A 25,904-nucleotide genomic window follows, 5' to 3' on the forward strand; every position below is an offset into this window, starting at 1 on the left:
GAGCGCCACCCCGGTCACTCCTACAGTAATTTTCGTTAAAGAATATACCGCGACAGATCCTCATCCTTGGCCAGTTCGCCAAGGTGACTGTTCACGTACTCGGCATCAATGCGGATCGGCGCTGCATCCGGATCAGTCGCCAGGTCACCGGCGCTGAACGACACTTCTTCCAGCAAGCGCTCAAGCAGTGTGTGCAGACGACGCGCACCGATGTTCTCGGTCTTCTCGTTGACCTGCCAGGCAATTTCGGCGAGACGCTTGATGCCGTCTGCTTCGAACGCGATGTTCAAACCTTCAGTTTTCAGCAGCGCGCAGTATTGCTCGGTCAGGGACGCGTGCGGCTCGCTGAGAATACGTTCGAAATCCTGCGGCGACAGCGCCTTGAGTTCTACACGGATCGGCAGACGGCCTTGCAGCTCTGGCACCAGGTCACTCGGCTTGCTCAAGTGGAATGCACCGGAAGCGATGAACAGGATGTGGTCAGTCTTGACCATGCCCAGCTTGGTGTTGACCGTGCAGCCTTCGATCAGTGGCAGCAAGTCGCGTTGTACGCCTTCACGAGACACATCGGCACCGCCGACATTGCCGCGCTTGGCAACTTTGTCGATTTCGTCGATGAACACGATGCCGTGCTGTTCGACGGCTTCCAGCGCCTTGGCTTTAAGCTCTTCTTCGTTGACGAGGCGACCTGCTTCCTCCTCACGTACCAGCTTGAGTGCTTCCTTGACCTTGAGCTTGCGGCTCTTCTTCTTGCCCTTGCCCATGTTGGCAAACAGGCTTTGCAGCTGGTTGGTCATCTCTTCCATGCCCGGTGGCGCGGAAATGTCGACGCCAACGGCTTCGCTGACTTCGATCTCGATTTCCTTGTCGTCCAACTGACCTTCACGCAGGCGCTTGCGGAACAACTGACGGGTGTTGGAATCGTTGCTCGGCGCGGCTTCTTCCTGGAAACCAGTGCGGGCAGGCGGCAGCAGGGCGTCGAGGATGCGGTCTTCAGCCGCGTCTTCGGCGCGGTGGCGAACCTTGATGATTTCCTGTTCGCGCAGCAGCTTGATCGCCGCGTCGGCCAGATCACGAATGATCGACTCAACGTCGCGGCCGACATAGCCGACCTCGGTGAACTTGGTCGCTTCGACCTTGATGAACGGCGCGTTGGCCAGCTTGGCCAGACGACGGGCGATTTCGGTTTTACCGACACCAGTCGGGCCGATCATCAGGATGTTCTTGGGCGTTACTTCAACGCGCAGCTCTTCAGGCAGTTGCATCCGGCGCCAGCGATTACGCAGGGCGATGGCAACGGCGCGCTTGGCATCGTCCTGGCCGATGATATGGCGGTTCAGTTCGTGGACAATTTCACGGGGAGTCATTGACATGGTATTTGGCGGTCCTCCAGCTGATTCAGGTTCGGCATGGCCGCTGGTTGCAGCGGCCAGGGCGAGGCTTACTCAGCGAGGTCCTGCTCCTCAATGGTGATGTTGTGGTTGGTGAACACGCAGATATCGCCAGCGATATGCAATGCGGTTTCGGCAATTTCACGCGCCGACAGGTCGGTCTTTTGCAGCAGGGCGCGAGCCGCAGCTTGAGCGAAAGCGCCACCAGAACCCATGGCAATAAGGCCGTCTTCGGGCTCAACTACGTCGCCGTTACCGGTGATGATCAGCGAAGCGTCTTTATTGGCAACCGCCAGCATGGCTTCCAGGCGGCTCAGGGAACGGTCGGTTCGCCAGTCTTTGGCGAGTTCTACGGCGGCACGCACCAGATGACCTTGGTGCTTTTCAAGTTGCCCTTCAAAGCGTTCGAAAAGAGTGAACGCATCGGCCGTGGCGCCGGCGAAACCGGCAATTACTTCACCGTGGTACAGACGACGCACTTTCTTGGCGTTGCCTTTCATGACGGTGTTGCCCAGAGAAACCTGGCCGTCGCCAGCCATGACGACTTTGCCGTGGCGGCGCACTGAAACGATGGTGGTCAAGGGAGAGTCTCCACACAGCGGGGCGAAAATGCCCTGGTGAAAACTCATATGGGGGTGTAGGAAAGGATTTCAACCGTGGGGGATGAGTGGTGGTGAGGGGCGAGCATAACAACTGTAGGAGTGAGCTTGCTCGCGATGGCGTCAGTTCATGCGATAAATTCGTCGACCATGAAATCCGATCGCGAGCAAGCTCACTCCTACAGGGTCCGCGTTTGCTGCACGGCATTGCGGGGTCTGGACGACTGGGGCGCTCCTACAGGCCAGCATTTCGGCAGTGATATGTGGGAGCGAATTCATTCGCGAAGGCGTCTTGTCAGGCACCGATGACTCAAGACGTTGCGGCCTCTTCCCGAATGAATTCGGTCCCACAGGGATCCGGGTGTGAGAGTTATTTACTACGTTGCTGCAACAACAAGTTACTAAAGCCACCGCTCGCCAACTGCTTCTGGGCCACGGTCAGTTGCTCGCGGTTGCTGAACGGTCCGACCAGCACGCGGTACCAGGTTTCGTCCTTGACCGTGCCTGATTCCACGGCGGCGCTCTGGCCGAGCAGGATGATCTGCGCGCGCACCTTGTCGGCGTCTTCTTTCTTGCGGAACGAGCCCGCTTGCAGGAAGAATTGTGTCACCGCTGCCGGTTTGGCCACAGGCGGTGCCGGTGGCGGAGTCAGGCCGCTGAGCGCTGCCTGAGCGCGTGCGGTGTCGATCTTCGCGGCTTGCTCAGGCGTGACCGGCGCAACCACTGGAGGCGGGGTTTTCTCAGGCACGGCTTCGTTAGGCACGATGACTTCCGATTCCGGCAGCAGCGTGTAGAAGTCGTACTTGGGCTTGACCGGTGCTGTCGGGCTCGGCGGCGTCTTGTTCGCTTCGGCGATTTTTGCCGCCTTGGCATCAGCCCTGACTCGCTTGATGTCATCGCCGCCCGGTTCGAGCTTCATCAGAAAAACGACGAAGGCACCGACGCTGAGACCGATTGCCAGCCACAGCCATCCAGGAATCGGCTTCTTCGCGGGTGCCTGATAACGGCTGGCGCCGCGCTTGGGAGCAGGTTTCTTTTTCGCAGCAGCCAACTTACATACGCTCCAGAGTTTCCAGACCCAGCAGTTGCAGGCCTTGCTTGAGGGTGCGGCCGGTCAATGCAGCAAGGCGCAAACGGCTCTGCTGTTGTTCGGCATTATCAGCTCCCAGGATCGGGCAGTTCTCGTAGAAGCTGGAGAACAACCCGGCGAGGTCATAGATGTAAGCGCACAGAACGTGCGGCGTGCCTTTGTCGGCGACGTTGTTGAGGATTTCCCCAAACTGCGCCAGGCGTGCAGCCAGCTCTTGCTCCTGTGATGCCTCAAGGACGATCTGGCCCTTGCTGGCATCAAACGGCGTACCGAGTTTACGGAACACACCCGCAACCCGTGTGTACGCATAGAGAAGATAAGGCGCGGTATTGCCTTCGAAGCTGAGCATCTGATCGAAATTGAAGCTGTAGTCGCTGGCCCGATGCTTTGACAGGTCTGCGTACTTCACCGCGCTGATGCCAACGGCCTTGGCGATGGTGCGCAGTTCGTCTTCAGGCAGCTCGGGGTTCTTTTCCTTGACCAGTGTGTAGGCACGCTCCTTGGCTTCTTCAAGCAGGTCGATCAGTTTGACCGTGCCGCCATCGCGAGTCTTGAACGGGCGGCCGTCGGCGCCGTTCATGGTGCCGAAGCCCATGTGTTCCAGTTGCATGCCTTCGTGGACGAAACCGGCACGACGTGCCACTTCGAAGACCTGCTGGAAGTGCAGCGCCTGACGCTGATCGACGAAATACAGGGCGCGATCAGCCTTCAATACGTTGCTGCGATAACGGATCGCAGCCAGGTCGGTGGTCGCGTACAGATATCCGCCACCGGCCTTTTGCACAATCACTGGCAGCGGGGTGTCGTCGGCTGTTCTGAATTCTTCGAGGAAGACGCACTGTGCGCCGTTGCTTTCAACCAGCAGGCCGGTTGCTTTCAGATCGGCAACTACGTTGGCCAGATCATCGTTGTAAGCGCTTTCGCCCATGACGTCTGCCGGGGTCAGTTTGACGTTCAGCAGGTCGTAGACTTTCTGGCAGTGGGACAGCGAGATGTCTTTGAATTTGGTCCACAGGCTCAGGCATTCAGCGTCACCGGCCTGCAGTTTTACCACCAGCCCACGGGCGCGGTCGGCGAACTCTTCGGACTCATCAAAGCGTTTTTTCGCGGCGCGGTAGAAGTCTTCCAGGTCCGACAACTCGTCACTGGTGGCTGGCTGCTCTTGCAGATAAGCCAGCAGCATGCCGAACTGCGTACCCCAGTCGCCCACGTGGTTCTGACGGATAACAGTGTCACCGAGAAACTCCAGGACGCTGGCAACACCGTCGCCGATGATCGTCGAGCGCAGGTGACCTACGTGCATTTCCTTGGCGAGGTTTGGTGCGGACAGATCGACAACCGTGCGCTGCGCCGGACCGGCTTTGCGCACTGACAGCTGGGCGTCGGCCAGCGCGGCGTCAAGGCGTGCGGCCAGAGCCTGAGTGTTCTGGAAGAAGTTCAGGAAGCCGGGACCGGCGATTTCAACCTTGCTGATCTGCTCATCGGCAGGCAGCGCGGCGATCAGCTTTTCAGCCAGATCACGGGGCTTCATACCGGCTGGCTTGGCCAGCATCATGGCGATGTTGCTGGCGAAGTCGCCGTGGGTCTTGTCCTTGGCATTCTCCACCTGAATCACTGGCGACAGGCCTTCTGGCAAGACGCCTTCGGTGACGAGTTGGCTCAGGGCTTGTTGGATCAGCTGGCGAATGATGTCTTTCATGATGCTCTCTTTCGACCGCAAGCGCGGCAGCGCCTGGATGCGCGGGTGGAAAAACTGGGCATTATCCGTTGCCGGAGCCACCTTGCCAACCGCGTTGGATGTGCGGTCTGAAATTTCCCTGTGGGTGTTTTGCGCAGGGCATGCATTTAATACAAATCCACCGGATCCACATCCAGCGACCACCTGACCTGCCTGCCACTCGGCATTTGCTCAAGGGCCAGCAGCCAGGCGCTGAGCAGTTTGTGCAGGGGCGCGCGAGCATTGGACTGCAGCAGCAATTGGGCTCGATATCGACCGGCGCGACGTTCCATCGGCGCCGGGACCGGGCCCAGCAGTTCAATACCGCCCAGACTCATGTCGACCAGCAATTGCTCGGCTTCGGCGCAGGCCTCATCGAGAAAACCTTCGGCCTGACCGGGTTTGTGCGCTTCTGCCCGTAACAGAGCCAGGTGCGCAAAAGGCGGCAAGCCGGCCGCGCGACGTTCGCTCAGAGCTTGCTCCGCGAAGGCGAAATAACCCTGTTCAGTGAGCTGAATCAGCAGCGGATGGTCTGCCAGATGCGTCTGGATGATGACCCGGCCAGGCTCTTCAGCCCGTCCGGCACGGCCTGCGACCTGGACTATCAACTGCGCCATGCGCTCGCTGGCGCGGAAATCCCCGGAAAACAGGCCTCCATCGGCGTCCAGAATCGACACTAAGGTCACGCGCGGAAAGTGGTGCCCTTTGGCGAGCATCTGCGTACCGACCAGAATGCACGGCTGCCCACGCTGGATGGTTGCGAACAGTTGATTCATTGCGTCCTTGCGCGAGGTGCTGTCACGGTCGACCCGCAACACCGGGTAATCCGGAAACAGAATGGCCAGACGCTCTTCGGCGCGCTCGGTGCCTGCGCCAACCGGACGTAGATCCACTTTGCCGCATGACGGGCATTGGCGCGGCACGCGTTCGACATGGCCGCAATGGTGGCAGCGCAGTTCGCCGGAGCGTTGGTGGACCGTCATTCGCGCATCGCAGCGTGGGCAGCCCGACAGCCAGCCGCAGTCGTGACACAGCAGTGTCGGCGCAAAGCCGCGTCGATTGAGGAAGACCAATACTTGCTGGCCAGCTTCGAGGGTCTGGCCGATAGCTTGTTGCATCGGCCCGGAAATACCACTGTCCAGCGGCCGGCTTTTCACGTCCAGACGCATGAACTTCGGTTGTTGTGCGCCTCCAGCTCGTTGGTTGAGGCGCAGCAAGCCGTACCGTCCGGTGTAGGCGTTGTGCAGGCTTTCCAGTGATGGAGTGGCCGAGCCGAGCACGATGGGAATGTTTTCCTGGCGGGCGCGCACCAGTGCCAGGTCCCGGGCGTGATAACGCAAGCCTTCCTGCTGTTTATAGGAGCCGTCGTGCTCTTCGTCGATGATGATCAGGCCGGGGTTCTTCATCGGTGTGAACAGCGCCGAACGGGTACCGATAATGATGTCGGCCTCGCCGTCCCGCGCCGCCAGCCAGGCGTCCAGCCGGTCGCGGTCATTGACTGCTGAGTGCAGCAAGGCGATGCGTGCGTTGAAGCGTTGCTCGAAGCGCGCGAGGGTTTGTGGGCCGAGGTTGATTTCCGGGATCAGTACCAGCGCCTGTTTACCGGCTTCCAGTGTCTCGCGGATCAGCTGTAAATAGACTTCGGTCTTTCCGCTGCCGGTAACGCCTGCAAGCAGAAACGCGTGAAAGCTGTCGAACCCGGCGCGAATGGCCTCGCAGGCAGCGCGTTGTTCGGTGTTAAGCGGTAGCTCCGGCTGCGCGAGCCAGTGCTCGTGCCGTGCCGACGGTGCATGGCTACGCACCTCGACCTGAACCAGCTCTTTGGCCAGCAACAGGTTCAGGCTCTCTTTATTAAGCATCAGTTTACTGAGCAACTGATGGGCAACGCCGTGAGGATGCTGGGCCAGCGTCATCAGGGCTTCACGCTGTTTGGGCGCCCGGGCGATGCGCGGGTCGTCCACGCTGGCGTTTGGCGCGACCTGCCAGAAGCGTTCCTGGCGCGATTCCGCCGGTTCACCCTGGCGCAGCAGGACCGGCAACGCCCAGCTCAAGGTGTCGCCGAGGCTGTGTTGATAATACTGAGAGGTCCAGAGACACAGTTTGAACAGTGAAGGCGGCAGAGGTGCTTGCTCGTCCAGCAGCGCAATGGCGGGCCTGAGCTTGTCGGCAGGTACTTCGCTGTGGTCGGCGATCTCGATCAGGATGCCGATCATTTCCCGGCGGCCGAACGGCACTCGCAGGCGCATGCCTGGTTGCAAGGCGCTGCGCAGCACTCCGGCGGGGGCTCGGTAGTCGAACAGACGCCGCAGTGGCGAAGGCAAGGCAAGGCGCAGAATAGCGTCGGGCACGCGGGGTTTCCCTGTTACGGTATGTGACGGATGCGCGATCTTAGCAGACGCAAGCGGACGACCGGCTTAAAGGTTTACTTGCGCGATTTGCATTGTCTGGTAAGATTCGCGGCCTATTTACGTGCGGTATTCGACAATAGTGTTGGATGGCGGCACGCTAGCCCGAGGAAGTACCGATGAAAGCTGATATCCATCCAGTTTACGAAGCCATTGACGCTACTTGCAGCTGCGGCAATGTCATCAAAACCCGTTCGACTCTCGCCAAGCCTCTGAGCCTGGACGTTTGCAACGAGTGCCACCCGTTCTACACCGGCAAGCAGAAGACTCTTGACGTTGGCGGCCGTGTTGACAAGTTCAAGTCGCGCTTCGGTGCGTTCGGCGCTACCAAAGCTCCTGCTGCTGCAGAGTAAGGTTGGCCGATCTGGAAAATCCAATGGGTTTCTCCAGGCTGCTTAAAAAGGCGTCCCTAGCGGGCGCCTTTTTTGTGGCCACGATTTGGCTGCCCGTTGCTCAGGCTCTGTGTCCGGCGCCATCTTCGCTCCCTGTTGCGCAGGTCGAGCGGGTGGTTGATGGCGATACCCTGCGCCTGAAGGATGGCCGCAACGTACGCATGGTCGGTCTCAATACGCCCGAGACGGGCAAGAAAGGCCGCTCTGCCGAGCCGTTTGCCGAGGCTGCCCAACGTCGCTTGCAAACGCTGGTGGCCGAAAGCAACGGCAGCGTCAGTTTACTGATCGGTCAGCAGGCCAAGGATCATTACGGCCGTGTGCTTGCCAATGTCTATGATCGCAATGGCGCCAATCTCGAAGCGCAACTGTTGAGCGAAGGGCTGGGTTATCTGGTCGCCGTATCGCCTAACGTAGCGCTAGTGGATTGCCAGCAGGCTGCCGAGCGATCTGCTCGTCAGGCAGGTCTTGGTCTTTGGCGTAAATCGCCGGTGCAACCAGCCAGCCAGATCGACAAAGGCGGTTTTGCGCTGGTCTCCGGGCAGATCGTCGATGTGCAGCGTAATGGCGGCGGCATGTGGATTGAATTGCAAGGTTCGCTGGTGCTGCGTATCGCCCCTGATCTGGTCAGCCAGTTCGACTCCAAAACACTGAGCCGTCTGAAGGGCCAGCGTATCGAGGCGCGTGGCTGGGTCGTTGATCGCTCTCGTCGCGGTGGTCTCAAAGAGGGCCAGGCACGCTGGATGATGCCGATTACCCATCCGGCGATGCTTGATCTGTCAGCCCTCTGATTAGTTGCTGAACCCCCTGTAGGAGTGAGCTTGCTCGCGATAGCGGTGTGTCAGTGAAAAAAATTTTTTGGTTGAACGCTATCGCGAGCAAGCTCACTCCTACAGGGCGCGCGCGACGTGCTAGCGCTTCAACCTCCTCGCCTCTAAGCGTAAAGTCTTAGTCCTCGCCTATTGACAGTTGTGACTGGCCAGTCTTGTTAGGACTTTGCATCTTGCGTATCCTCGGCGGTCCGTCTGTCCCACAGTAAAAAAAGCGGAATGCCCACATGTCTGATTTGAAAACTGCCGCGCTTGAATATCACGCCAATCCTCGTCCGGGGAAACTGAGCGTAGAACTCACCAAGCCCACCGCAACCGCTCGCGACCTGGCCCTGGCATACAGCCCTGGTGTTGCCGAGCCTGTGCGTGAAATCGCCCGTGACCCTGAGCTGGCCTACAAGTACACCGGCAAAGGTAACCTGGTAGCAGTTATTTCCGATGGCACCGCAATCCTTGGCCTGGGTGATCTGGGTCCATTGGCTTCCAAGCCAGTGATGGAAGGCAAGGGCGTTCTGTTCAAGCGTTTCGCCGGTATCGACGTATTCGATATCGAAGTTGATTCGGAAAGCCCACAGGCTTTCATCGACACCGTAAAACGCATCTCCATCACTTTCGGCGGTATCAACCTCGAAGACATCAAGGCGCCTGAGTGCTTTGAGATCGAGAAAGCGCTGATCGAGCAATGCGACATCCCGGTTTTCCACGATGACCAGCACGGCACCGCGATCGTTACCGCAGCCGGCATGATCAACGCCCTGGAAATCGTCGGCAAGAACCTCGCTGACGCCAAAATCGTCTGCCTGGGCGCTGGTGCTGCGGCCATCTCCTGCATGAAGTTGCTGGTGAGCATGGGCGCTCGCATCGAAAACATCTTCATGATCGACCGTTCCGGCGTGATCCACTCCGGTCGTACCGATCTGAACCAGTACAAGGCTGTGTTCGCTCACGCGACTGAGAAGCGCACTCTGGCTGACGCCCTTGACGGCGCAGACGTGTTCGTTGGCTTGTCCGGCCCGAACCTGCTGAGCGCTGAAGGTCTGAAGTCGATGGCCAAGGATCCGATCGTGTTCGCTTGCTCGAACCCTGATCCAGAAATAGCTCCAGAGCTGGCTCACGCTACCCGTAGCGATGTGATCATGGCGACCGGTCGTTCCGACTACCCGAACCAGGTCAACAACGTACTGGGCTTCCCGTTCATCTTCCGTGGTGCTCTGGACGTTCGCGCCAAGCGCATCAATGAAGAAATGAAGATCGCAGCGGCCAATGCCCTGCGTGAACTGGCCAAGCTGCCAGTGCCTCAGGAAGTGTGCGATGCCTACGGTGGTATCAAGCTGGAATTCGGTCGTGAGTACATCATCCCGAAACCAATGGACTCCCGTCTGCTGGGCCTGATCGCTGATGCTGTTGCCAAGGCAGCCATCGAGAGCGGCGTTGCAACCCTGCCGTATCCAAAGCACTACCCGCTGACCAGCGTTGATGACGTTTTTAACGGCTAATCGCTGATTCAGAAACACAAAAAACCCTGCAGCGATGCAGGGTTTTTTTTGGGTAATGATTGGTCTTGATCTGGCGTTGGACCCAATCGCTGCCTCGCGTTGCTCGTGAGCTCCTACAAAATCCTGTAGGAGCTCACGAGCAACGCGAGGCAGCGATAAACGATGACGCGGTCCGTCAGAACAAATCGATCGGCGCTGACTCATCCGCTGGCAGCGGGCTGCCCGGTGCCTGGCCGCCCAGTTCATTGACGCTCGGCGGCGTGTCTTCGCTTTTGAACAGCTCGAAGAATGCGTTAGGCGTACTCGGAGTCGCTGCGCGGCCACTGATCGGGTCTACACGCAAGCTCAGGATGCCATCTGGTTCAGCCTGCTGATGCAGTGGCTTGTCCTTGAGCGCGGCGCTCATGTAGTTCATCCAGATCGGCAGGGCAACGGTACCGCCAAATTCATGACGGCCCAGGCTTTCGGGTTGGTCGAAGCCTGTCCAGACAGTGGTCACGTAATCGGCGTTGTAGCCAGTGAACCAGGCGTCCTTGGATTCGTTGGTTGTACCGGTCTTGCCTGCGATGTCCGGACGGTTCATTGCCAAGGCACGGCGACCTGTACCGCGTTTGATGACGTCCTGCAGCATGCTGTTGAGGATGTACGTGGTACGGCCATCCACAATGCGCGGTGCAATGGCTGGCGCTTGAGGATCAACCGGTGGGGCAGGCTGTGCCGGGCCCTCGGTCGACGATGTGATCAACGCTGGGCCATTCGGTACCGCTACCGTGTTGGCATGGGGCGCAGGCTGACTGTCGACCGCTGGCACGCTTGGCGGGTTGGCCTCAAACAAGGTCACACCGTCGCGGCTTTCAATGTTCTGGATCAGGTAAGAATTAACCTTGTAGCCGCCGTTGGCGAACGCTGACCAGCCTGTCACGATTTCCATCGGAGTCAGGGTTGCGGTGCCGAGCGCAAGCGAAAGGTTGCGCGGCAGGTCGCTTTTGTTGAAGCCAAAGCGCGTGATGTAGTCAATCGAAGTGTCGATACCCAACTGCTGCAGCAGGCGGATCGACACTAGGTTACGCGACTTGTACAGCGCTTCACGCAGGCGGATCGGACCAAGGAAGGTATTGGTGTCGTTCTTCGGACGCCACACCTTATCGAGATATTCGTCAACGAACACGATTGGCGCGTCGTTCACCAGGCTCGACGCGGTGTAGCCGTTGTCCAGTGCGGCGCTGTACAGGAACGGCTTGAAGCTCGAACCTGGCTGACGCTTGGCTTGCAGGGCGCGGTTGTAGTTGCTCTGCTCGAAGGCGAAGCCACCGACCAGCGCGCGAATCGCACCATTCTGCGGATCAAGGGAAACCAGTGCGCTTTGTGCGGCAGGAATCTGACTGAACTTGAGAGAGCCATTTTCCTGACGTTGCAGGCGAACCAGATCGCCGACATGCGCTACGTCAGCAGGTTGTTTTGGGTTTGCGCCCAGACTGTTGGTATTCAGATACGGACGTGCCCATTTCATGCTTGCCCAATCAACAGTCTCTTCCTTTTCACCCGTACGCGTGAGGACGCGCAGGCCGGTCTTGTCGACCTGGGTGACGATGGCAGGCTCCAGGCCACTGATAGGACGTTGCTTGGTCAGCTCTTGCACCCAGCCTTCGCGGGTCATGCCCGGGAAGCGGCTTTCAGGGCCGCGATAACCGTGGCGCTGGTCATAGTCGATCAAGCCTTCCTGAACAGCCGTGTTGGCGTGTTCCTGAAGATCGCTCGGTACGGTGGTAGTGACGCGGAAGCCTTCTGTATAGGCGTCGCTGCCGTAGCGACCAACCATTTCTGCACGGGCCATCTCGGCAATGTAAGGCGCATTAACTTCAGGCGTCGGTACGTGGTAGCTGGCATTCAGCGGTTCGTTGAGAGCCGTCTGATAGGCGTTCTGGTCGATTTTGCCCAGCTTGTACATGCGGCCCAGAATCCAGTCCCGACGCTCTTTGGCACGAGTTGGATTGGCCAGCGGATTGAAGCGCGAAGGCGCTTTAGGCAGGCCTGCAATCATCGCCATTTGCGCAAGCGTTACGTCGCGAATCGATTTGCCGTAATACACTTGGGCCGCCGCTTCGATCCCGTAGGCCCGGTTGCCCAGGTAGATCTTGTTGACGTACAGCTCAAGAATTTCATCTTTGGTCAGTTGGCGCTCAATTTGCAGTGCAAGAAGAATCTCGGTGGTTTTGCGCGAAAAACTGCGCTCACTCGTCAGAAAATAGTTCTTTGCGACCTGCATGGTGATGGTGCTGCCACCGGACTGGATATGGCCGCTTTTCACAAGTTGCGAAGCTGCGCGCATCAAGCTGCCGGGGTCGACGCCGTAGTGATTGGCGAAGTTGTCGTCTTCGGCCGAGAGCAAGGCGTTAATGAAGTTCGGCGGGATTTCGGCAAAGCGGATCGGGGTACGGCGCATTTCGCCAAACTCCGCGATCAACTTGCCATCGCTGCTGTACACGCGCAGAGGAATTTGCAGCTGAATGCTGCGCAACGCTTCAACAGACGGAAGGTTCGGACTCAGGTAAAGGAAGGCACCGCTGAGGCCGAGTAACAGCGCACAGAATACGGCAACGAGAGACCACCACAAAAACTTCAGCAGGCGTATCAAGGCTTTTAGGTTTCCAGAATAAAGAACAGAAAAAAGAATGAGTTAAGCGCGGACACTAACAAACAGACACGCCTTGAAGCTTGGTTAAACGAAAAAAACGCTGGGCATTATAAGCATTTTTCGTCTCCGAGCGTTATTTGCGCTACTGTCAAGACTGCCGACAGCGGCGTTGGACAACAAATAATCCGTAAGTGACGGAAACTCATAGGAAACAGGTTGTGTTCGAACTCTTCGGTAAGAAGGCCAACACCCTTCTAGGGATCGATATTAGCTCTACATCGGTGAAGCTCCTTGAATTGAGTCGTTCCGGCACACGTTACAAGGTCGAGTCTTACGCGGTTGAGCCGCTTCCGGCGAACGCCGTGGTCGAAAAGAATATTGCCGAGCTTGAAGGTGTCGGCAATGCGCTGTCGCGTGTATTGATCAAGGCCCGTACAGGCGTCAAATCTGTGGCGGTTGCTGTCGCCGGGTCGGCAGTGATCACCAAGACCATCGAAATGGATGCTGGCCTGTCCGACGACGACATGGAAAACCAGCTTAAAATCGAAGCCGATCAATACATTCCTTATCCGCTGGAAGAAGTCGCAATCGATTTCGAGGTTCAGGGCTATTCGGTGCGCAATCCTGAGCGGGTCGAAGTCCTGCTTGCTGCCTGCCGGAAAGAAAATGTCGAGGTGCGCGAAGCGGCTCTGGCACTCGCAGGCCTGAGCGCGCGGGTTGTCGATGTGGAGGCCTACGCGCTGGAGCGTGCTTTTGGATTGTTGTCGGCGCAATTGGGCAATGGTCACGATCAACTGACCGTGGCGATCGTCGACATCGGCGCAACCATGACCACGCTGAGCGTGCTGCACAAAGGTCGCATCATTTATACCCGCGAGCAGTTGTTCGGTGGGCGTCAGCTCACTGAAGAGATTCAGCGCCGTTATGGCCTGTCGGTGGAAGAGGCCGGGCTTGCGAAGAAGCAGGGCGGTCTGCCGGATGATTATGTCTCCGAAGTCTTGCAGCCGTTCAAGGACGCCGTGGTGCAACAAGTGGCCCGGTCGCTGCAGTTTTTCTTTGCTGCCGGGCAATACAATTCGGTCGACTACATCATGTTGGCCGGTGGCACGGCATCGGTTTCCGGCCTGGATCACCTGGTTCAGCAGCGCATCGGCACCCCGACCCTGGTTGCCAACCCGTTTGCCGATATGGCGTTGGGGCCCAAGGTCAATGCTGGCGCCCTGGCCAGTGACGCGCCTGCTTTGATGATCGCTTGCGGTCTGGCCCTGAGGAGCTTCGACTGATGGCCCGGATTAACCTTCTCCCCTGGCGTGAACAGCTTCGCGAAGAACGCAAGAAGCGCTTCCTCATTGCTCTGGCGGGCGTATTTGTCGCCTCGATCGGAGCGTTGTTCTTGGTCAATCAGTATTTGAGCAGCGCGATTACCCATCAGGCGGCGCGTAATGCTTTCATTCAGAACGAAGTCGTACAGCTCGACGAGCGCATCAAAGAGATCAGTGATTTGCGAGCTCGACGCAAGCAACTGCTGGAACGTATGAAGATCATCCAGGACCTGCAGGGCAACCGTCCGATCATTGGCCGGGTGTTTGACCAGATGGCGCGCACTCTTCCGGACGGGGTGTACTTCTCGAACGTGAAGATGGCTGACAACCTCATCAGTATCACCGGCGCGGCAGAGTCGAATAATCGTGTCTCGGACCTGATGCGTAATCTGGACGCCTCCGACTGGCTTGAAGCGCCAAGTCTGACCGAAGTCAAGGCAACAACCGCTGGCGCGCTGGACCAGGCCAACGTATTTCAGCTGACAGTGCGCCAGACCCAGCCGGGCATTGATGGAGTCAAGCCATGAATCTTTCTGAGTCGCTGGAAGGGCTGCGCCGGATCGACCTTGGCGACCTTGACGTCAACAACCTTGGCTCATGGCCTGCGGCGGTCAAAGTCGTGGCGGGCATGTTGTTGATGGTGCTGGTGCTTGCCCTCGGTTACTTTTTCTACATTCAGGATCTTGAGAGTCAGCTCGATGCTGCACGCGCCAATGAAGGCACGCTCAAAGAGCAGTTCACCAACAAGGCTTTCCAGGCCGCTAACCTGCAGCCTTACAAGGTGCAGATGACTGAAATGGAAAACACCTTCGGTGCTTTGCTGAGGCAGCTGCCCAGCGATACCGAGGTACCAGGCTTGCTTGAAGACATCACCCGTACAGGGTTAGGCAGCGGACTGGAGTTCGAAGAAATCAAATTGCTGCCTGAAGCTGCTCAGCAGTTTTACATCGAATTGCCGATACAGATCACCGTAGTCGGCGCCTATCACGACCTGGCAACTTTTGTCAGTGGCGTTGCGAGCTTGCCGCGGATCGTTACCCTGCACGACTTTGAGATCAAACCTGTGGACGCTTCCAATCCCTCCAGGTTGCGCATGAACATTCTTGCCAAGACCTATCGCTATAACGATGAAGGGCTCAAGAAATGAGGCTGGCGCGATTGTTGTGCGCCAGTGTGGCGTTGATCAGTCTGGCCGGTTGCAACGATGACTCGTCGTTCGCCGACCTGACGACCTTCATGGATGAGGCGCGGGCCCGGCCGACGGGCACCATCGAGCCGCTGCCCAAGTTTCGTCCTTACGAGGCGTTTACCTATAACGCGGCGAATATGCGCAGCCCGTTTCAGCCACCGATAAAGGCTGATCTGGTCAATCGCTTGAAAGGCTCTCGATTGGTAGCACCTGATGAAACCCGACCGAGGCAGTTTCTGGAGGGTTTCAATATCGAGACGTTTGAGATGGTCGGTACTATGGCCAATGACACCGGCACCTTTGCCTTGCTTAAAGGCGCTGGCGGCGTATACCGGGTGAAGGTGGGCGATTATCTGGGGCGTAATAATGGCCGGATTGTCTCAGTCGATGAATCTCGGGTTGATGTCGTAGAAATAGTTCCTGACGGAGAGGGGGCATGGTTGGAAAGGCCGCGCAGTATTTCCCTGAAAGAACGCTCATGAAACGAGCACAGCCAAGCACGCAAAACACCCTCGGGTTTGCAGGACGGAAAATGATCATGACCAGGATTCTTTCGGCTATCGGTGTATCGCTATGGATTGCGATGATTTCGCCGGTGCTCCAGGCCGCCACTCTCAAAACGCTGGATGTGGCTGCATTGCCCGGAGACAGGATCGAACTCAAACTGAGTTTCGACTCCCCTGTGCCTGCACCCAAAGGCTACACCACCGAGCAACCCGCGCGTATTGCACTGGATCTGCCCGGAGTTACCAGCCAGCTGGCGACCAAGAGCCGTGAGTTGGGCAGTGGTAACGCCCGTAGCGTGGTGGTGGTTCAGGCCCAGGATCGCACGCGGGTCATCATCAACATGACCGCGCTTGCGCCCTACAGCTCGCGGGTTGATGGCAATAACCTGTTTGTCGTGATTGGCCAGGGCGCCGCAGCGGCACAGGCCTCGCAGCCGACTACAGCTCAGGGCGCCGCACGTGTTGCCGTGCCGCCACCAGCCCCGGCGAAGCCCAAGGCCTATGCGCCCGTCGGCAAGGCAATCAGAAATGTCGATTTCCAGCGTGGCGAGCTAGGTGAAGGCAATGTGATCATTGATCTGACCGACTCCAGCGTCGCCCCTGATATTCAGGAGCAGGGCGGCAGAATTCGTGTTGATTTCGCCAAAACCCAATTGCCTGAAAAGCTGCGTGTGCGCCTGGACGTCAAGGACTTCGCCACGCCGGTGCAGTTCGTCAATGCCAGTGCTACTGGCGACAAGGCCAGTATCACCATCGAGCCTTCAGGGCCTTTCGATTATTCGGCTTACCAGACGGAAGGCAAACTGACTATCAGTGTGCGTCCGTTGACCAACGAGGATCTGGACCGTCGCAATGCTGAAAAGCTGGTCTACACCGGTGAAAAGCTGTCGCTGAACTTTCAGGACATCGATGTGCGTTCGGTGCTGCAGCTAATCGCCGACTTCACCAGCCTCAATCTGGTGGCCAGTGACACGGTGCAAGGCGGCATCACGCTGCGTCTGCAGAATGTGCCATGGGATCAGGCGCTGGACCTGGTGCTGAAAACCAAAGGTCTGGACAAGCGCAAGATCGGCAACGTGCTGTTGGTGGCGCCAGCCGACGAAATCGCGGCTCGCGAGCGTCAGGAACTGGAGTCGCTCAAGCAGATTGCCGAGTTGGCACCGCTGCGTCGTGAACTGTTGCAGGTCAACTACGCCAAGGCTGCGGATATCGCCAAGCTGTTCCAGTCGGTGACCAGCGCCGAGTCGAAAATCGATGAGCGCGGCTCGATTACCGTGGATGACCGCACCAATAACATCATTGCCTACCAGACTCAGGACCGCCTGGACGAACTGCGCCGTATCGTCTCCCAACTGGACATTCCGGTGCGTCAGGTGATGATCGAAGCGCGAATTGTCGAGGCCAACGTCGGTTACGACAAGGCACTCGGGGTCCGCTGGGCGGGCGACACCAATCGCAACAACAACCATAAATGGAGCGGCTACGGTCTGGATGACAATGGGGACGAAGCCGGTAACACGGGCGATGCGCTGACATCCAATGTGCCGTTCGTCGATCTGGGTGCAGCCAACGCAACCTCCGGCATCGGTATCGCGTTCATGACCGACAACGTTTTGCTCGACCTTGAGCTCAGCGCCATGGAGAGAACCGGTAACGGGGAGATCGTCTCGCAACCCAAGGTCGTGACCTCGGACAAGGAAACCGCGAAGATTCTGAAAGGCACCGAGATTCCTTATCAGGAATCCAGCTCCAGCGGCGCTACCACCGTTTCTTTCAAGGAGGCCTCGCTGTCGCTGGAAGTGACTCCGCAGATCACCCCGGACAACCGAATCATCATGGAGGTCAAGGTCACCAAGGATGAGCCGGATTACCTCAATACCGTGCTGGGTGTGCCGCCTATTCGCAAAAATGAAGTCAACGCCAAGGTGCTGGTCGCCGACGGCGAAACCATCGTAATTGGTGGTGTGTTCTCCAATACGCAAAGTAAAGTTGTCGATAAGGTGCCATTTCTTGGCGATGTGCCGTATGTTGGCCGCCTTTTCCGGCGCGATGTGGTCTCGGAAGCAAAATCCGAGCTGCTGGTGTTCCTCACTCCGCGTATCATGAACAACCAGGCGATTGCTGTGAGTCGTTGATTCTGTGCGAAATTTAATACTTGTAGGGCCGATGGGGGCTGGCAAAAGCACCATCGGCCGTTTGCTGGCCAAAGAGCTGCGCCTGCCGTTCAAGGATTCCGACAAGGAAATTGAACTGCGCACGGGTGCCAATATCCCGTGGATTTTCGACAAGGAAGGCGAGCCGGGCTTCCGTGACCGTGAGCAAGCGATGATCGCTGAGCTGTGTAGCGTGGACGGCATTGTCCTCGCGACCGGCGGCGGCGCAGTCATGCGCAGCGAAAACCGTCAGGCCCTGCACCAGGGAGGGCGCGTGGTTTATCTGCATGCGTCGGTAGAGCAGCAAGTCGGGCGTACTGCCCGTGACCGTAACCGTCCGTTGTTGCGCACTGCTGATCCTGCGAAGGTTTTGCGCGATCTGCTGGAGATGCGCGACCCGCTTTATCGGGAGATTGCCGATCTGGTGGTTGAAACCGATGAGCGGCCGCCACGAATGGTGGTTCTTGATATCCTTGCGCGTTTGGCGGAGCTTCCTCCCCGTTAAAGCCCAGGCAGAAATGCGCTATCCTCGGCGACCAATAAAAAACAGGACGAGGCACTGCCTTGAGCCACATTTTGCGTGAGTGCCAAAAGCGCTCACAGCGACGTATCCGGTAATCAACGTGGGGACACATGCAGACACTTAAGGTCGAGCTTGGCGAGCGCAGCTACCCGATTCACATCGGCGAAGGCTTGCTGGATCGTTTGGATTTACTCGCTCCGCATATCGTCGGGCGGCAAGTGGCGATTGTTTCCAACACCACCGTCGCACCGCTTTACCTTGAGCGACTGACCCGTACGCTGGCCGATTATAAGGTCCTGCCCGTCATTCTTCCGGACGGTGAAGCTTTCAAGAACTGGGAAACCCTGCAAACCATTTTTGATGGCCTGCTGGGTGCTCGTCATGATCGTCGTACCACCGTGATTGCTCTCGGTGGCGGTGTCATTGGTGACATGGCCGGCTTTGCTGCTGCCTGCTATCAGCGGGGGGTGAATTTTATTCAGATCCCTACTACCTTGCTGTCACAGGTCGATTCGTCGGTGGGCGGCAAGACCGGTATCAACCATCCGCTGGGCAAGAACATGGTCGGCGCTTTCTATCAGCCGAGCGTTGTGCTGATCGATACCACCAGTCTCAACACCTTGCCTGAGCGTGAGCTGTCTGCAGGTCTTGCCGAGGTCATCAAGTACGGCCTGATCAGCGATGAACCGTTCCTGACCTGGCTTGAAGAAAGCATTGACCGGTTGCGCGGGCTGGATCAAGCCGCATTGACTGTTGCTATCGAGCGCTCCTGTGCTGCCAAAGCCTTGATCGTCGGCGCTGATGAGCGAGAAACCGGCGTGCGTGCCACGCTTAACCTCGGCCACACTTTCGGGCATGCCATCGAAACTCATATGGGTTACGGCGTCTGGCTGCATGGTGAGGCGGTAGGTGCAGGCACTGCCATGGCGTTGGAAATGTCTTCCCGGTTGGGCTGGATCAGCGAACAGGAACGTGATCGCGGTATCCGCCTGCTGCAGCGTGCCGGTTTGCCGGTGGTGCCGCCGCAGGAAATGACCCCGGAGCATTTCCTTGAGCACATGGCGGTCGACAAAAAAGTCCTGGATGGTCGTATGCGTCTGGTCCTGCTTAGCCGTATGGGCGAAGCCGTGATCACCGACGAATATCCAAAAGAAGTATTACAGGCCACGCTGGCGGCGGATTACCGCGCCCTCGTGGATCAGCTCAGAGGTTAATGAAAATCCATGACGAGTAGCTTGCACGCCGACGAGGCCTTCCTCGGCCATTACCAGTTGAGTCATGACCCCTTCGCGGCGCGGGTACCTGGCTTCAAATTTTTCCCTGCCCAGCGCAAGCCGGTACTGGGGCAGCTGCATCATCTGGCGCGTTACAGCCAGCTGTTGCTGGTTGTGACCGGGCCAAACGGCAGCGGCAAGACCTTGTTGCGTCAGGCGCTGGTCGCCAGCACCAACAAGCAATCGGTTCAGAGCGTAGTGATTTCGGCGCGCGGCGCCACCGATGCGTCCGGCCTGCTGCGTCAGGTTGCTCAGGCGCTGAATGTCGCCCAGCCAGAGATGCATGCCATTCTTGCTCAGATCGTGCAGTTGGCGCTGACCGGGCAAGAAGTCTATTTGTTGGTCGATGATGCCGAACAACTGGGCGAATCTGCACTCGAAGCACTGCTCGGTCTGGCTGATGGAAGTCCTGAAGGCCGTCCGCATGTGTTTTTGTTCGGTGAAGCCTCGCTGATCGATCGACTCGATCAGCTGTGTGCAGAGGCAGAAACCGAGGGCGAGCGCTATCACGTCATCGAGCTGGCACCTTACACGGAAGACGAAACACGGGAATATCTGGAGCAGCGACTGGAAGGTGCCGGACAAGGCATCGAATTGTTCACGGCCGAGCAGATAACCGATATTCACGAGCATTCCGGTGGATGGCCTGGCGCTATCAATCAGGTTGCCCGGGACTCAATGATCGAGGCGATGATCGCCAGCCGTTCGGCGGTCAAACGCCCAAGTGTGGGATTCAAAATGCCGAAGAAATATGTAATGGCACTGGGTGCTGTGGTTGCAGTCGGGGTATTGGCAGCAGTGCTGATCCCGGGCCGTGGCGGCAATTCCGGTGCTCCAGCGACGCAACCTGCCAACTCTCAGGCGCAATTGCCTTTGGGGCAGGGCACGCCAAGCGCCCAGCAGTCCAACAATGGTGGCCCTGCTATCGAGTTCGCAGGTAACTCGCAGCCGATGCCGTTGCCACTGGTGGGCAACTCTCAGCCTGTTATGCGTGGCCCGCTTGCTGAAGCGGCTGGCGCAAGTGATGGCGACGATGATGGCGTGCCGGTCGGTTCGGTTGAGCAGCCGCCGACCGTGACCACCACCGCGCCGCCTGCCGGTGTGCCGGCCGGCGCTGCACCTTCCACGCCTCGCTCGTCTATCGCGCCGCCAGCGGCTGCTACTGCTCCGAAGCCTGCCGCACCTGCGGCGACCGCTCCGAAGCCAGCAGCGCCAGCTCAGGCTCCTGCGCAGGTCGCAACCGCCAAGTCAGCACCTGCCGCCGCTGCGAAACCTGCGGCCGGTAGCAGTTGGTACGGCAGTCAGCAACCGGGTCGTTACGTTGTGCAGATTCTGGGCACCAGCTCAGAGACCACTGCTCAGGCTTTCGTTGCAGAGCAAGGTGGCGAGTACCGTTATTTCAAGAAAACGCTTCAGGGCAAGCCGCTGTATGTGATCACTTACGGCAACTTCTCTGATCGCGCAGCTGCCCTTGCAGCTATCAAGGGATTGCCAGCGAAGGTTCAGGCTGGTAAACCTTGGCCTCGTACTGTCGCCAGTATCCAACAGGAACTCGGCGCAGCTCGCTGAAGTCGCAGCGGCCTTACCCTGGCCGCTCACCCAGCAACCTGTTTGACCTCTTGAGCGTGCTGCCACTGGCAGCGCGCCTTGTGGTGTCTGTATCACAGGCACCTTAGGTATTCAGAACGCTTCTGGTCAGAACGATAAAAAAGTCTTTCGGCTAGCACAGCATCCAGCTATAAACGTTCATAAATGCGACACGAATTTACGACTGTTCGTCGTTAAATTTGTGAGGCTTTGTGTCGCTGTGTACAATGACCTCCCTTTTGCTCCCGCTAAGCTGGCGTACGTTCAGCGCGAGAGGTAACTGGTTGAATTGAAAAGAAATTTGTCTCTTTTAGAGGCAGCCTGGTGAGAAAGTGTCTATGAAAGCAGGTCTGTACCATCCAGATGAATTCAAGGATAACTGTGGTTTCGGCCTGATTGCCCACATGCAGGGCGAGCCCAGTCATCACCTGTTGCAGACGGCTATCCAAGCCCTGACCTGCATGACCCACCGTGGTGGGATCAACGCCGACGGCAAGACCGGTGACGGTTGCGGGCTGTTGATTCAAAAACCGGACGCGTTCCTGCGCGCCGTTGCCAAGGAAACCTTTGGCAACGAGCTGCCGCGTCAATACGCCGTGGGCATGGTGTTCCTCAATCAGGACGACGCTAAAGCCGATGTCGCCCGCGAGAACATGAATCGCGAAATCCTTGCCGCTGGCCTGACCCTCGTCGGCTGGCGCCAAGTGCCTATCGACACCAGCGTGCTGGGTCGTCTGGCGCTGGAGCGTCTGCCGAAAATCGAGCAGGTGTTCATCGGCGGTGAAGGCCTGAGCGATCAGGAGTTCGCGATCAAGCTGTTCAGCGCACGCCGCCGTTCGTCGGTCGCCAACGCTGAAGACACTGATCACTACATCTGCAGCTTTTCTCACAAGACCATCATCTACAAAGGTCTGATGATGCCGCGCGACCTGACGGCATTCTTCCCGGACCTGAGCGACGAGCGTCTGCAGACCGCGATTTGCGTATTTCACCAGCGCTTCTCGACCAACACCCTGCCGAAATGGCCGCTTGCGCAGCCATTCCGCTTTCTCGCTCACAATGGCGAGATCAACACCATTACTGGCAACCGCAACTGGGCGCAGGCCCGTCGCACCAAGTTCGCCAACGAACTGATTCCGGATCTGGATGAGTTGGGCCCGCTGGTCAACCGCGTGGGTTCCGACTCCTCAAGCATGGACAACATGCTGGAACTGATGGTCACCGGCGGTATCGACCTGTTCCGTGGCGTGCGCATGATTATTCCGCCTGCGTGGCAGAACGTTGAGACCATGGACCCCGATCTGCGGGCGTTCTATGAGTACAACTCCATGCACATGGAGCCTTGGGATGGTCCGGCCGGTGTCGTGATGACCGAAGGCCGTCATGCGGTGTGCCTGCTTGACCGTAACGGTCTGCGTCCGGCGCGCTGGGTCACCACCAAGAATGGCTACATCACCCTGGCGTCGGAAATCGGCGTGTGGGACTACAAGCCGGAAGACGTGATCGCCAAGGGCCGTGTCGGCCCGGGTCAGATCTTTGCCGTGGACACTGAAACCGGCCAGATCCTCGACACCGACGCCATCGACAACCGCTTGAAGTCGCGTCACCCGTACAAGCAATGGCTGCGCAAGAACGCCCTGCGCATCCAGGCGACCATCGAAGACAATGACCACGGTTCGGCTTTCTACAATGCCGACCAGCTCAAGCAATACATGAAGATGTATCAGGTCACCTTCGAAGAGCGTGATCAGGTATTGCGTCCGCTCGGTGAGCAGGGCCAGGAAGCGGTCGGCTCCATGGGTGACGACACGCCGATGGCGATTCTGTCGCAGCGCGTGCGTTCGCCTTACGACTACTTCCGCCAGCAGTTCGCGCAGGTGACCAACCCGCCGATCGACCCGCTGCGTGAAGCCATCGTCATGTCGCTGGAAATCTGCCTCGGTGCCGAGCGCAACATTTTCCAGGAGTCGCCTGAGCACGCTTCCCGCGTGATCCTCAGCTCGCCGGTTATTTCTCCGGCCAAGTGGCGCTCGCTGATGACTCTGGAGCGTCCGGGCTTCGAGCGGCAGATCATCGACCTGAACTACGATGAGAGCATGGGCCTTGAAGCGGCTGTGCGTAACATCGCTGATCAGGCTGAAGAAGCCGTGCGTGCCGGTCGTACCCAGATCGTCCTGACCGACCGTCATATCGCTCCAGGCAAATTGCCTGCTCACGCCTCTTTGGCTGTAGGCGCTGTGCACCACCGCCTGACCGAAAAAGGCCTGCGCTGCGACAGCAACATTCTGGTTGAAACCGCGACAGCCCGTGATCCGCATCACTTCGCGGTATTGATCGGCTTCGGTGCGTCGGCGGTTTATCCGTTCCTGGCTTACGAAGTGCTGGGCGACCTGATCCGCACGGGCGAAGTACTGGGCGACCTCTACGAGGTGTTCAAGAACTACCGCAAAGGCATCACCAAGGGCCTGCTCAAGATCCTGTCGAAGATGGGGATCTCGACCATCGCGTCGTACCGTGGCGCGCAGTTGTTCGAAGCCATCGGTTTGTCCGAAGCGGTCTGCGACCTGAGCTTCCGTGGTGTGCCAAGCCGCATCAAAGGTGCGCGCTTCGTTGATATCGAAGCTGAGCAGAAATTGCTGTCCAACGAAGCCTGGAGCCCGCGCAAGCCGATCCAGCAAGGTGGCCTGCTCAAGTTCGTGTTCGGCGGCGAATACCACGCCTACAACCCGGACGTGGTCAGCATGCTGCAAGCCGCTGTGCAGCAGGGCGACTACAGCAAGTTCAAGGAATACACCTCGCTGGTGGACAAGCGTCCGGTATCGATGATTCGCGACCTGTTTCAGGTCAAGACCCTCGACACTCCGATGTCCATCGACGAAGTCGAGCCGCTGGCGGAAATCCTCAAGCGTTTCGACTCAGCCGGGATCTCCCTGGGCGCACTGTCGCCGGAAGCTCACGAAGCACTGGCCGAGGCCATGAACCGTCTGGGCGCACGCTCCAACTCCGGTGAGGGCGGTGAAGACCCTGCGCGCTACGGCACCATCCGCAGCTCGAAAATCAAACAGATCGCCACCGGCCGTTTTGGTGTGACCCCTGAGTATCTGGTCAACGCTGACGTGTTGCAGATCAAGGTCGCTCAAGGCGCCAAGCCGGGCGAGGGCGGGCAACTGCCTGGTGGTAAAGTGAATGGCCTGATCGCCAAGCTGCGTTATGCAGTGCCGGGCGTGACCCTGATTTCGCCACCGCCGCACCACGACATCTATTCCATCGAAGACTTGTCGCAGCTGATTTTCGACCTTAAACAAGTCAATCCGGATGCGCTGGTTTCGGTGAAACTGGTAGCTGAAGCGGGCGTGGGTACGATTGCTGCCGGTGTGGCCAAGGCGTATGCCGACCTGATCACTATTTCCGGGTACGACGGCGGCACCGGTGCATCGCCACTGTCGTCGATCAAATACGCGGGCGCTCCTTGGGAACTCGGCCTGGCCGAAACTCACCAGACCCTGCGCGGCAACGATTTGCGCGGCAAGGTTCGGGTACAGACCGATGGTGGTCTGAAAACCGGTCTGGACGTGATCAAGGCTGCAATCCTCGGCGCCGAAAGCTTCGGTTTCGGTACCGCGCCAATGATCGCGCTGGGCTGCAAATACCTGCGTATCTGCCACCTGAACAACTGCGCTACCGGCGTTGCGACTCAGAACGACAAGCTGCGCAAGGATCACTACATCGGCACCGTCGACATGGTGATCAACTTCTTCACCTACGTGGCTGAAGAAACCCGCGAGTGGCTGGCCAAGCTGGGCGTTCGTTCGCTGGAAGAGCTGATCGGTCGTACTGATCTGCTCGACATCCTGCCGGGCGAAACTGCCAAGCAGCAGCATCTGGACCTGACGCCATTGTTGGGCAGCGATCACATTCCGGCTGACAAACCTCAGTTCAGCCTGGTAGATCGTAACCCGCCGTTCGACAAAGGCCTGCTGGCTGAACGTATGGTTGAAATGGCCAAACCGGCCATTGAAAGCCTGAGCGGCGGTGAGTTCGAGCTGGAAATCTGCAACTGCGACCGTTCCATTGGCGCAAGGATTTCCGGCGAGATCGCCAAGTTGCACGGCAACCAGGGCATGAACAAGGCACCGATCACCTTCCGCTTCAAAGGGACGGCGGGTCAGAGCTTCGGTGTTTGGAACGCCGGTGGTTTGAACATGTATCTGGAAGGTGATGCCAACGACTACGTCGGTAAAGGCATGACTGCGGGCAAGCTGGTGATCGTTCCTCCTAAAGGCAGTCCGTTCAAGACCCAGGAAAGCGCCATCATCGGCAACACCTGTCTGTACGGCGCAACCGGCGGCAAGCTGTTCGCAGCCGGTACCGCAGGCGAGCGTTTCGCGGTGCGTAACTCCGGTGCTCACACCATCGTGGAAGGCACGGGCGACCACTGCTGCGAATACATGACCGGCGGGTTTGTCTGCGTATTGGGCAAGACCGGTTATAACTTCGGTTCCGGCATGACCGGTGGTTTCGCCTACGTGCTGGACCTGGACAACACTTTCGTTGACCGGGTTAACCACGAACTGGTTGAAATCCAGCGGATCAGCGGCGAAGCGATGGAAGCTTATCGCAGCCATCTGGAGCGTGTACTGGCCGAGTATGTCGAGGAAACAGACAGTGAGTGGGGCCGTAACGTCTGGGAAAACCTGGACGACTACCTGCGCCGCTTCTGGATGGTCAAGCCGAAGGCAGCTTCGTTGAAGTCCTTGCTCTCCAGCACCCGCGCGAATCCGCAGTAACTGCAGCTTTA

At 58.3% G+C, this 25,904-nt stretch carries 18 protein-coding genes; 12 read left to right on the forward strand and 6 right to left on the reverse strand.

Features of this window, described 5'->3' with window-relative positions; all coding sequences use genetic code 11:
- Positions 1-35: 35 nt before the first annotated feature.
- The 5 genes from hslU to AUC61_RS02160 form a co-directional block, all read right to left on the reverse strand.
- Positions 36-1,373, reverse strand: a complete 1,338-nt coding sequence (gene hslU, locus AUC61_RS02140) for an HslU--HslV peptidase ATPase subunit (protein WP_122664141.1) — start codon at positions 1,371-1,373, stop codon at positions 36-38.
- A 68-nt stretch (positions 1,374-1,441) separates the two neighbouring features.
- The gene (hslV, locus tag AUC61_RS02145; protein WP_027901992.1) at positions 1,442-1,972 is read right to left on the reverse strand and encodes an ATP-dependent protease subunit HslV; all 531 of its coding nucleotides are present in this window, start codon (positions 1,970-1,972) and stop codon (positions 1,442-1,444) included.
- A gap of 388 nt (positions 1,973-2,360) precedes the next feature.
- Complete coding sequence (locus AUC61_RS02150; protein ID WP_122664142.1) at positions 2,361-3,041, reverse strand: SPOR domain-containing protein; 681 nt, start codon at positions 3,039-3,041, stop codon at positions 2,361-2,363.
- A gap of 1 nt (position 3,042) precedes the next feature.
- Positions 3,043-4,779: an arginine--tRNA ligase gene (gene argS, locus AUC61_RS02155; protein ID WP_243244245.1), complete on the reverse strand. Its 1,737-nt coding sequence runs from the start codon at positions 4,777-4,779 to the stop codon at positions 3,043-3,045.
- Positions 4,780-4,925: 146 nt separating this feature from the next.
- Complete coding sequence (locus tag AUC61_RS02160) at positions 4,926-7,145, reverse strand: primosomal protein N' (protein WP_243244246.1); 2,220 nt, start codon at positions 7,143-7,145, stop codon at positions 4,926-4,928.
- 176 nt (positions 7,146-7,321) lie between these two features.
- Between AUC61_RS02160 and rpmE the strand changes: the two genes are divergently transcribed.
- The 3 genes from rpmE to AUC61_RS02175 all read left to right on the forward strand — a co-directional run bounded on the left by rpmE (position 7,322) and on the right by AUC61_RS02175 (position 9,917).
- A complete protein-coding gene (rpmE, locus tag AUC61_RS02165; RefSeq protein ID WP_020293533.1) occupies positions 7,322-7,555 on the forward strand; it encodes a 50S ribosomal protein L31 in 234 nt (77 codons plus the stop codon).
- A gap of 23 nt (positions 7,556-7,578) precedes the next feature.
- A complete protein-coding gene (locus AUC61_RS02170; protein WP_243244247.1) occupies positions 7,579-8,382 on the forward strand; it encodes a thermonuclease family protein in 804 nt (267 codons plus the stop codon).
- A 266-nt stretch (positions 8,383-8,648) separates the two neighbouring features.
- Complete coding sequence (locus AUC61_RS02175; protein ID WP_122664148.1) at positions 8,649-9,917, forward strand: malic enzyme-like NAD(P)-binding protein; 1,269 nt, start codon at positions 8,649-8,651, stop codon at positions 9,915-9,917.
- Between the two features lie 175 nt (positions 9,918-10,092).
- On the opposite strand, the gene AUC61_RS02180 is transcribed toward AUC61_RS02175, so the two are convergent.
- Complete coding sequence (locus AUC61_RS02180) at positions 10,093-12,549, reverse strand: penicillin-binding protein 1A (RefSeq protein WP_422764891.1); 2,457 nt, start codon at positions 12,547-12,549, stop codon at positions 10,093-10,095.
- A gap of 221 nt (positions 12,550-12,770) precedes the next feature.
- Here AUC61_RS02180 and AUC61_RS02185 point away from each other — a divergent pair, with 221 nt between their 5' ends.
- The 9 genes from AUC61_RS02185 to gltB all read left to right on the forward strand — a co-directional run bounded on the left by AUC61_RS02185 (position 12,771) and on the right by gltB (position 25,893).
- On the forward strand, positions 12,771-13,835 hold the full coding sequence (locus AUC61_RS02185; RefSeq protein WP_243244249.1) for a pilus assembly protein PilM: 1,065 nt from the start codon (positions 12,771-12,773) through the stop codon (positions 13,833-13,835).
- On the forward strand, positions 13,835-14,401 hold the full coding sequence (locus AUC61_RS02190) for a PilN domain-containing protein (RefSeq protein ID WP_243244250.1): 567 nt from the start codon (positions 13,835-13,837) through the stop codon (positions 14,399-14,401). Before AUC61_RS02185 ends, AUC61_RS02190 begins: the two co-directional genes overlap by 1 nt.
- Positions 14,398-15,021: a type 4a pilus biogenesis protein PilO gene (pilO, locus tag AUC61_RS02195; protein WP_122664152.1), complete on the forward strand. Its 624-nt coding sequence runs from the start codon at positions 14,398-14,400 to the stop codon at positions 15,019-15,021. The genes AUC61_RS02190 and pilO overlap by 4 nt, the downstream gene beginning before the upstream one ends.
- On the forward strand, positions 15,018-15,545 hold the full coding sequence (pilP, locus tag AUC61_RS02200; protein WP_243244251.1) for a type 4a pilus biogenesis lipoprotein PilP: 528 nt from the start codon (positions 15,018-15,020) through the stop codon (positions 15,543-15,545). Before pilO ends, pilP begins: the two co-directional genes overlap by 4 nt.
- 56 nt (positions 15,546-15,601) lie before the next feature.
- Positions 15,602-17,704: a type IV pilus secretin PilQ gene (locus AUC61_RS02205; protein WP_243244252.1), complete on the forward strand. Its 2,103-nt coding sequence runs from the start codon at positions 15,602-15,604 to the stop codon at positions 17,702-17,704.
- A 4-nt stretch (positions 17,705-17,708) separates the two neighbouring features.
- Positions 17,709-18,227: a shikimate kinase AroK gene (gene aroK, locus AUC61_RS02210; protein WP_087271137.1), complete on the forward strand. Its 519-nt coding sequence runs from the start codon at positions 17,709-17,711 to the stop codon at positions 18,225-18,227.
- Positions 18,228-18,355: 128 nt separating this feature from the next.
- Positions 18,356-19,459, forward strand: coding sequence for a 3-dehydroquinate synthase (gene aroB / locus AUC61_RS02215; protein ID WP_243244253.1), 1,104 nt, complete (start codon positions 18,356-18,358; stop codon positions 19,457-19,459).
- A gap of 9 nt (positions 19,460-19,468) precedes the next feature.
- Positions 19,469-21,088 carry an AAA family ATPase gene (locus AUC61_RS02220; RefSeq protein WP_243244254.1) on the forward strand — a complete coding sequence of 540 codons (1,620 nt, stop codon included), beginning with the start codon at positions 19,469-19,471 and terminating at the stop codon, positions 21,086-21,088.
- Between the two features lie 356 nt (positions 21,089-21,444).
- Positions 21,445-25,893, forward strand: coding sequence for a glutamate synthase large subunit (gene gltB, locus AUC61_RS02225; RefSeq protein WP_243244255.1), 4,449 nt, complete (start codon positions 21,445-21,447; stop codon positions 25,891-25,893).
- Positions 25,894-25,904: the final 11 nt, after the last annotated feature.

This window comes from Pseudomonas maioricensis (assembly GCF_022790535.1).
GTDB classification, from domain to species: domain Bacteria; phylum Pseudomonadota; class Gammaproteobacteria; order Pseudomonadales; family Pseudomonadaceae; genus Aquipseudomonas; species Aquipseudomonas maioricensis.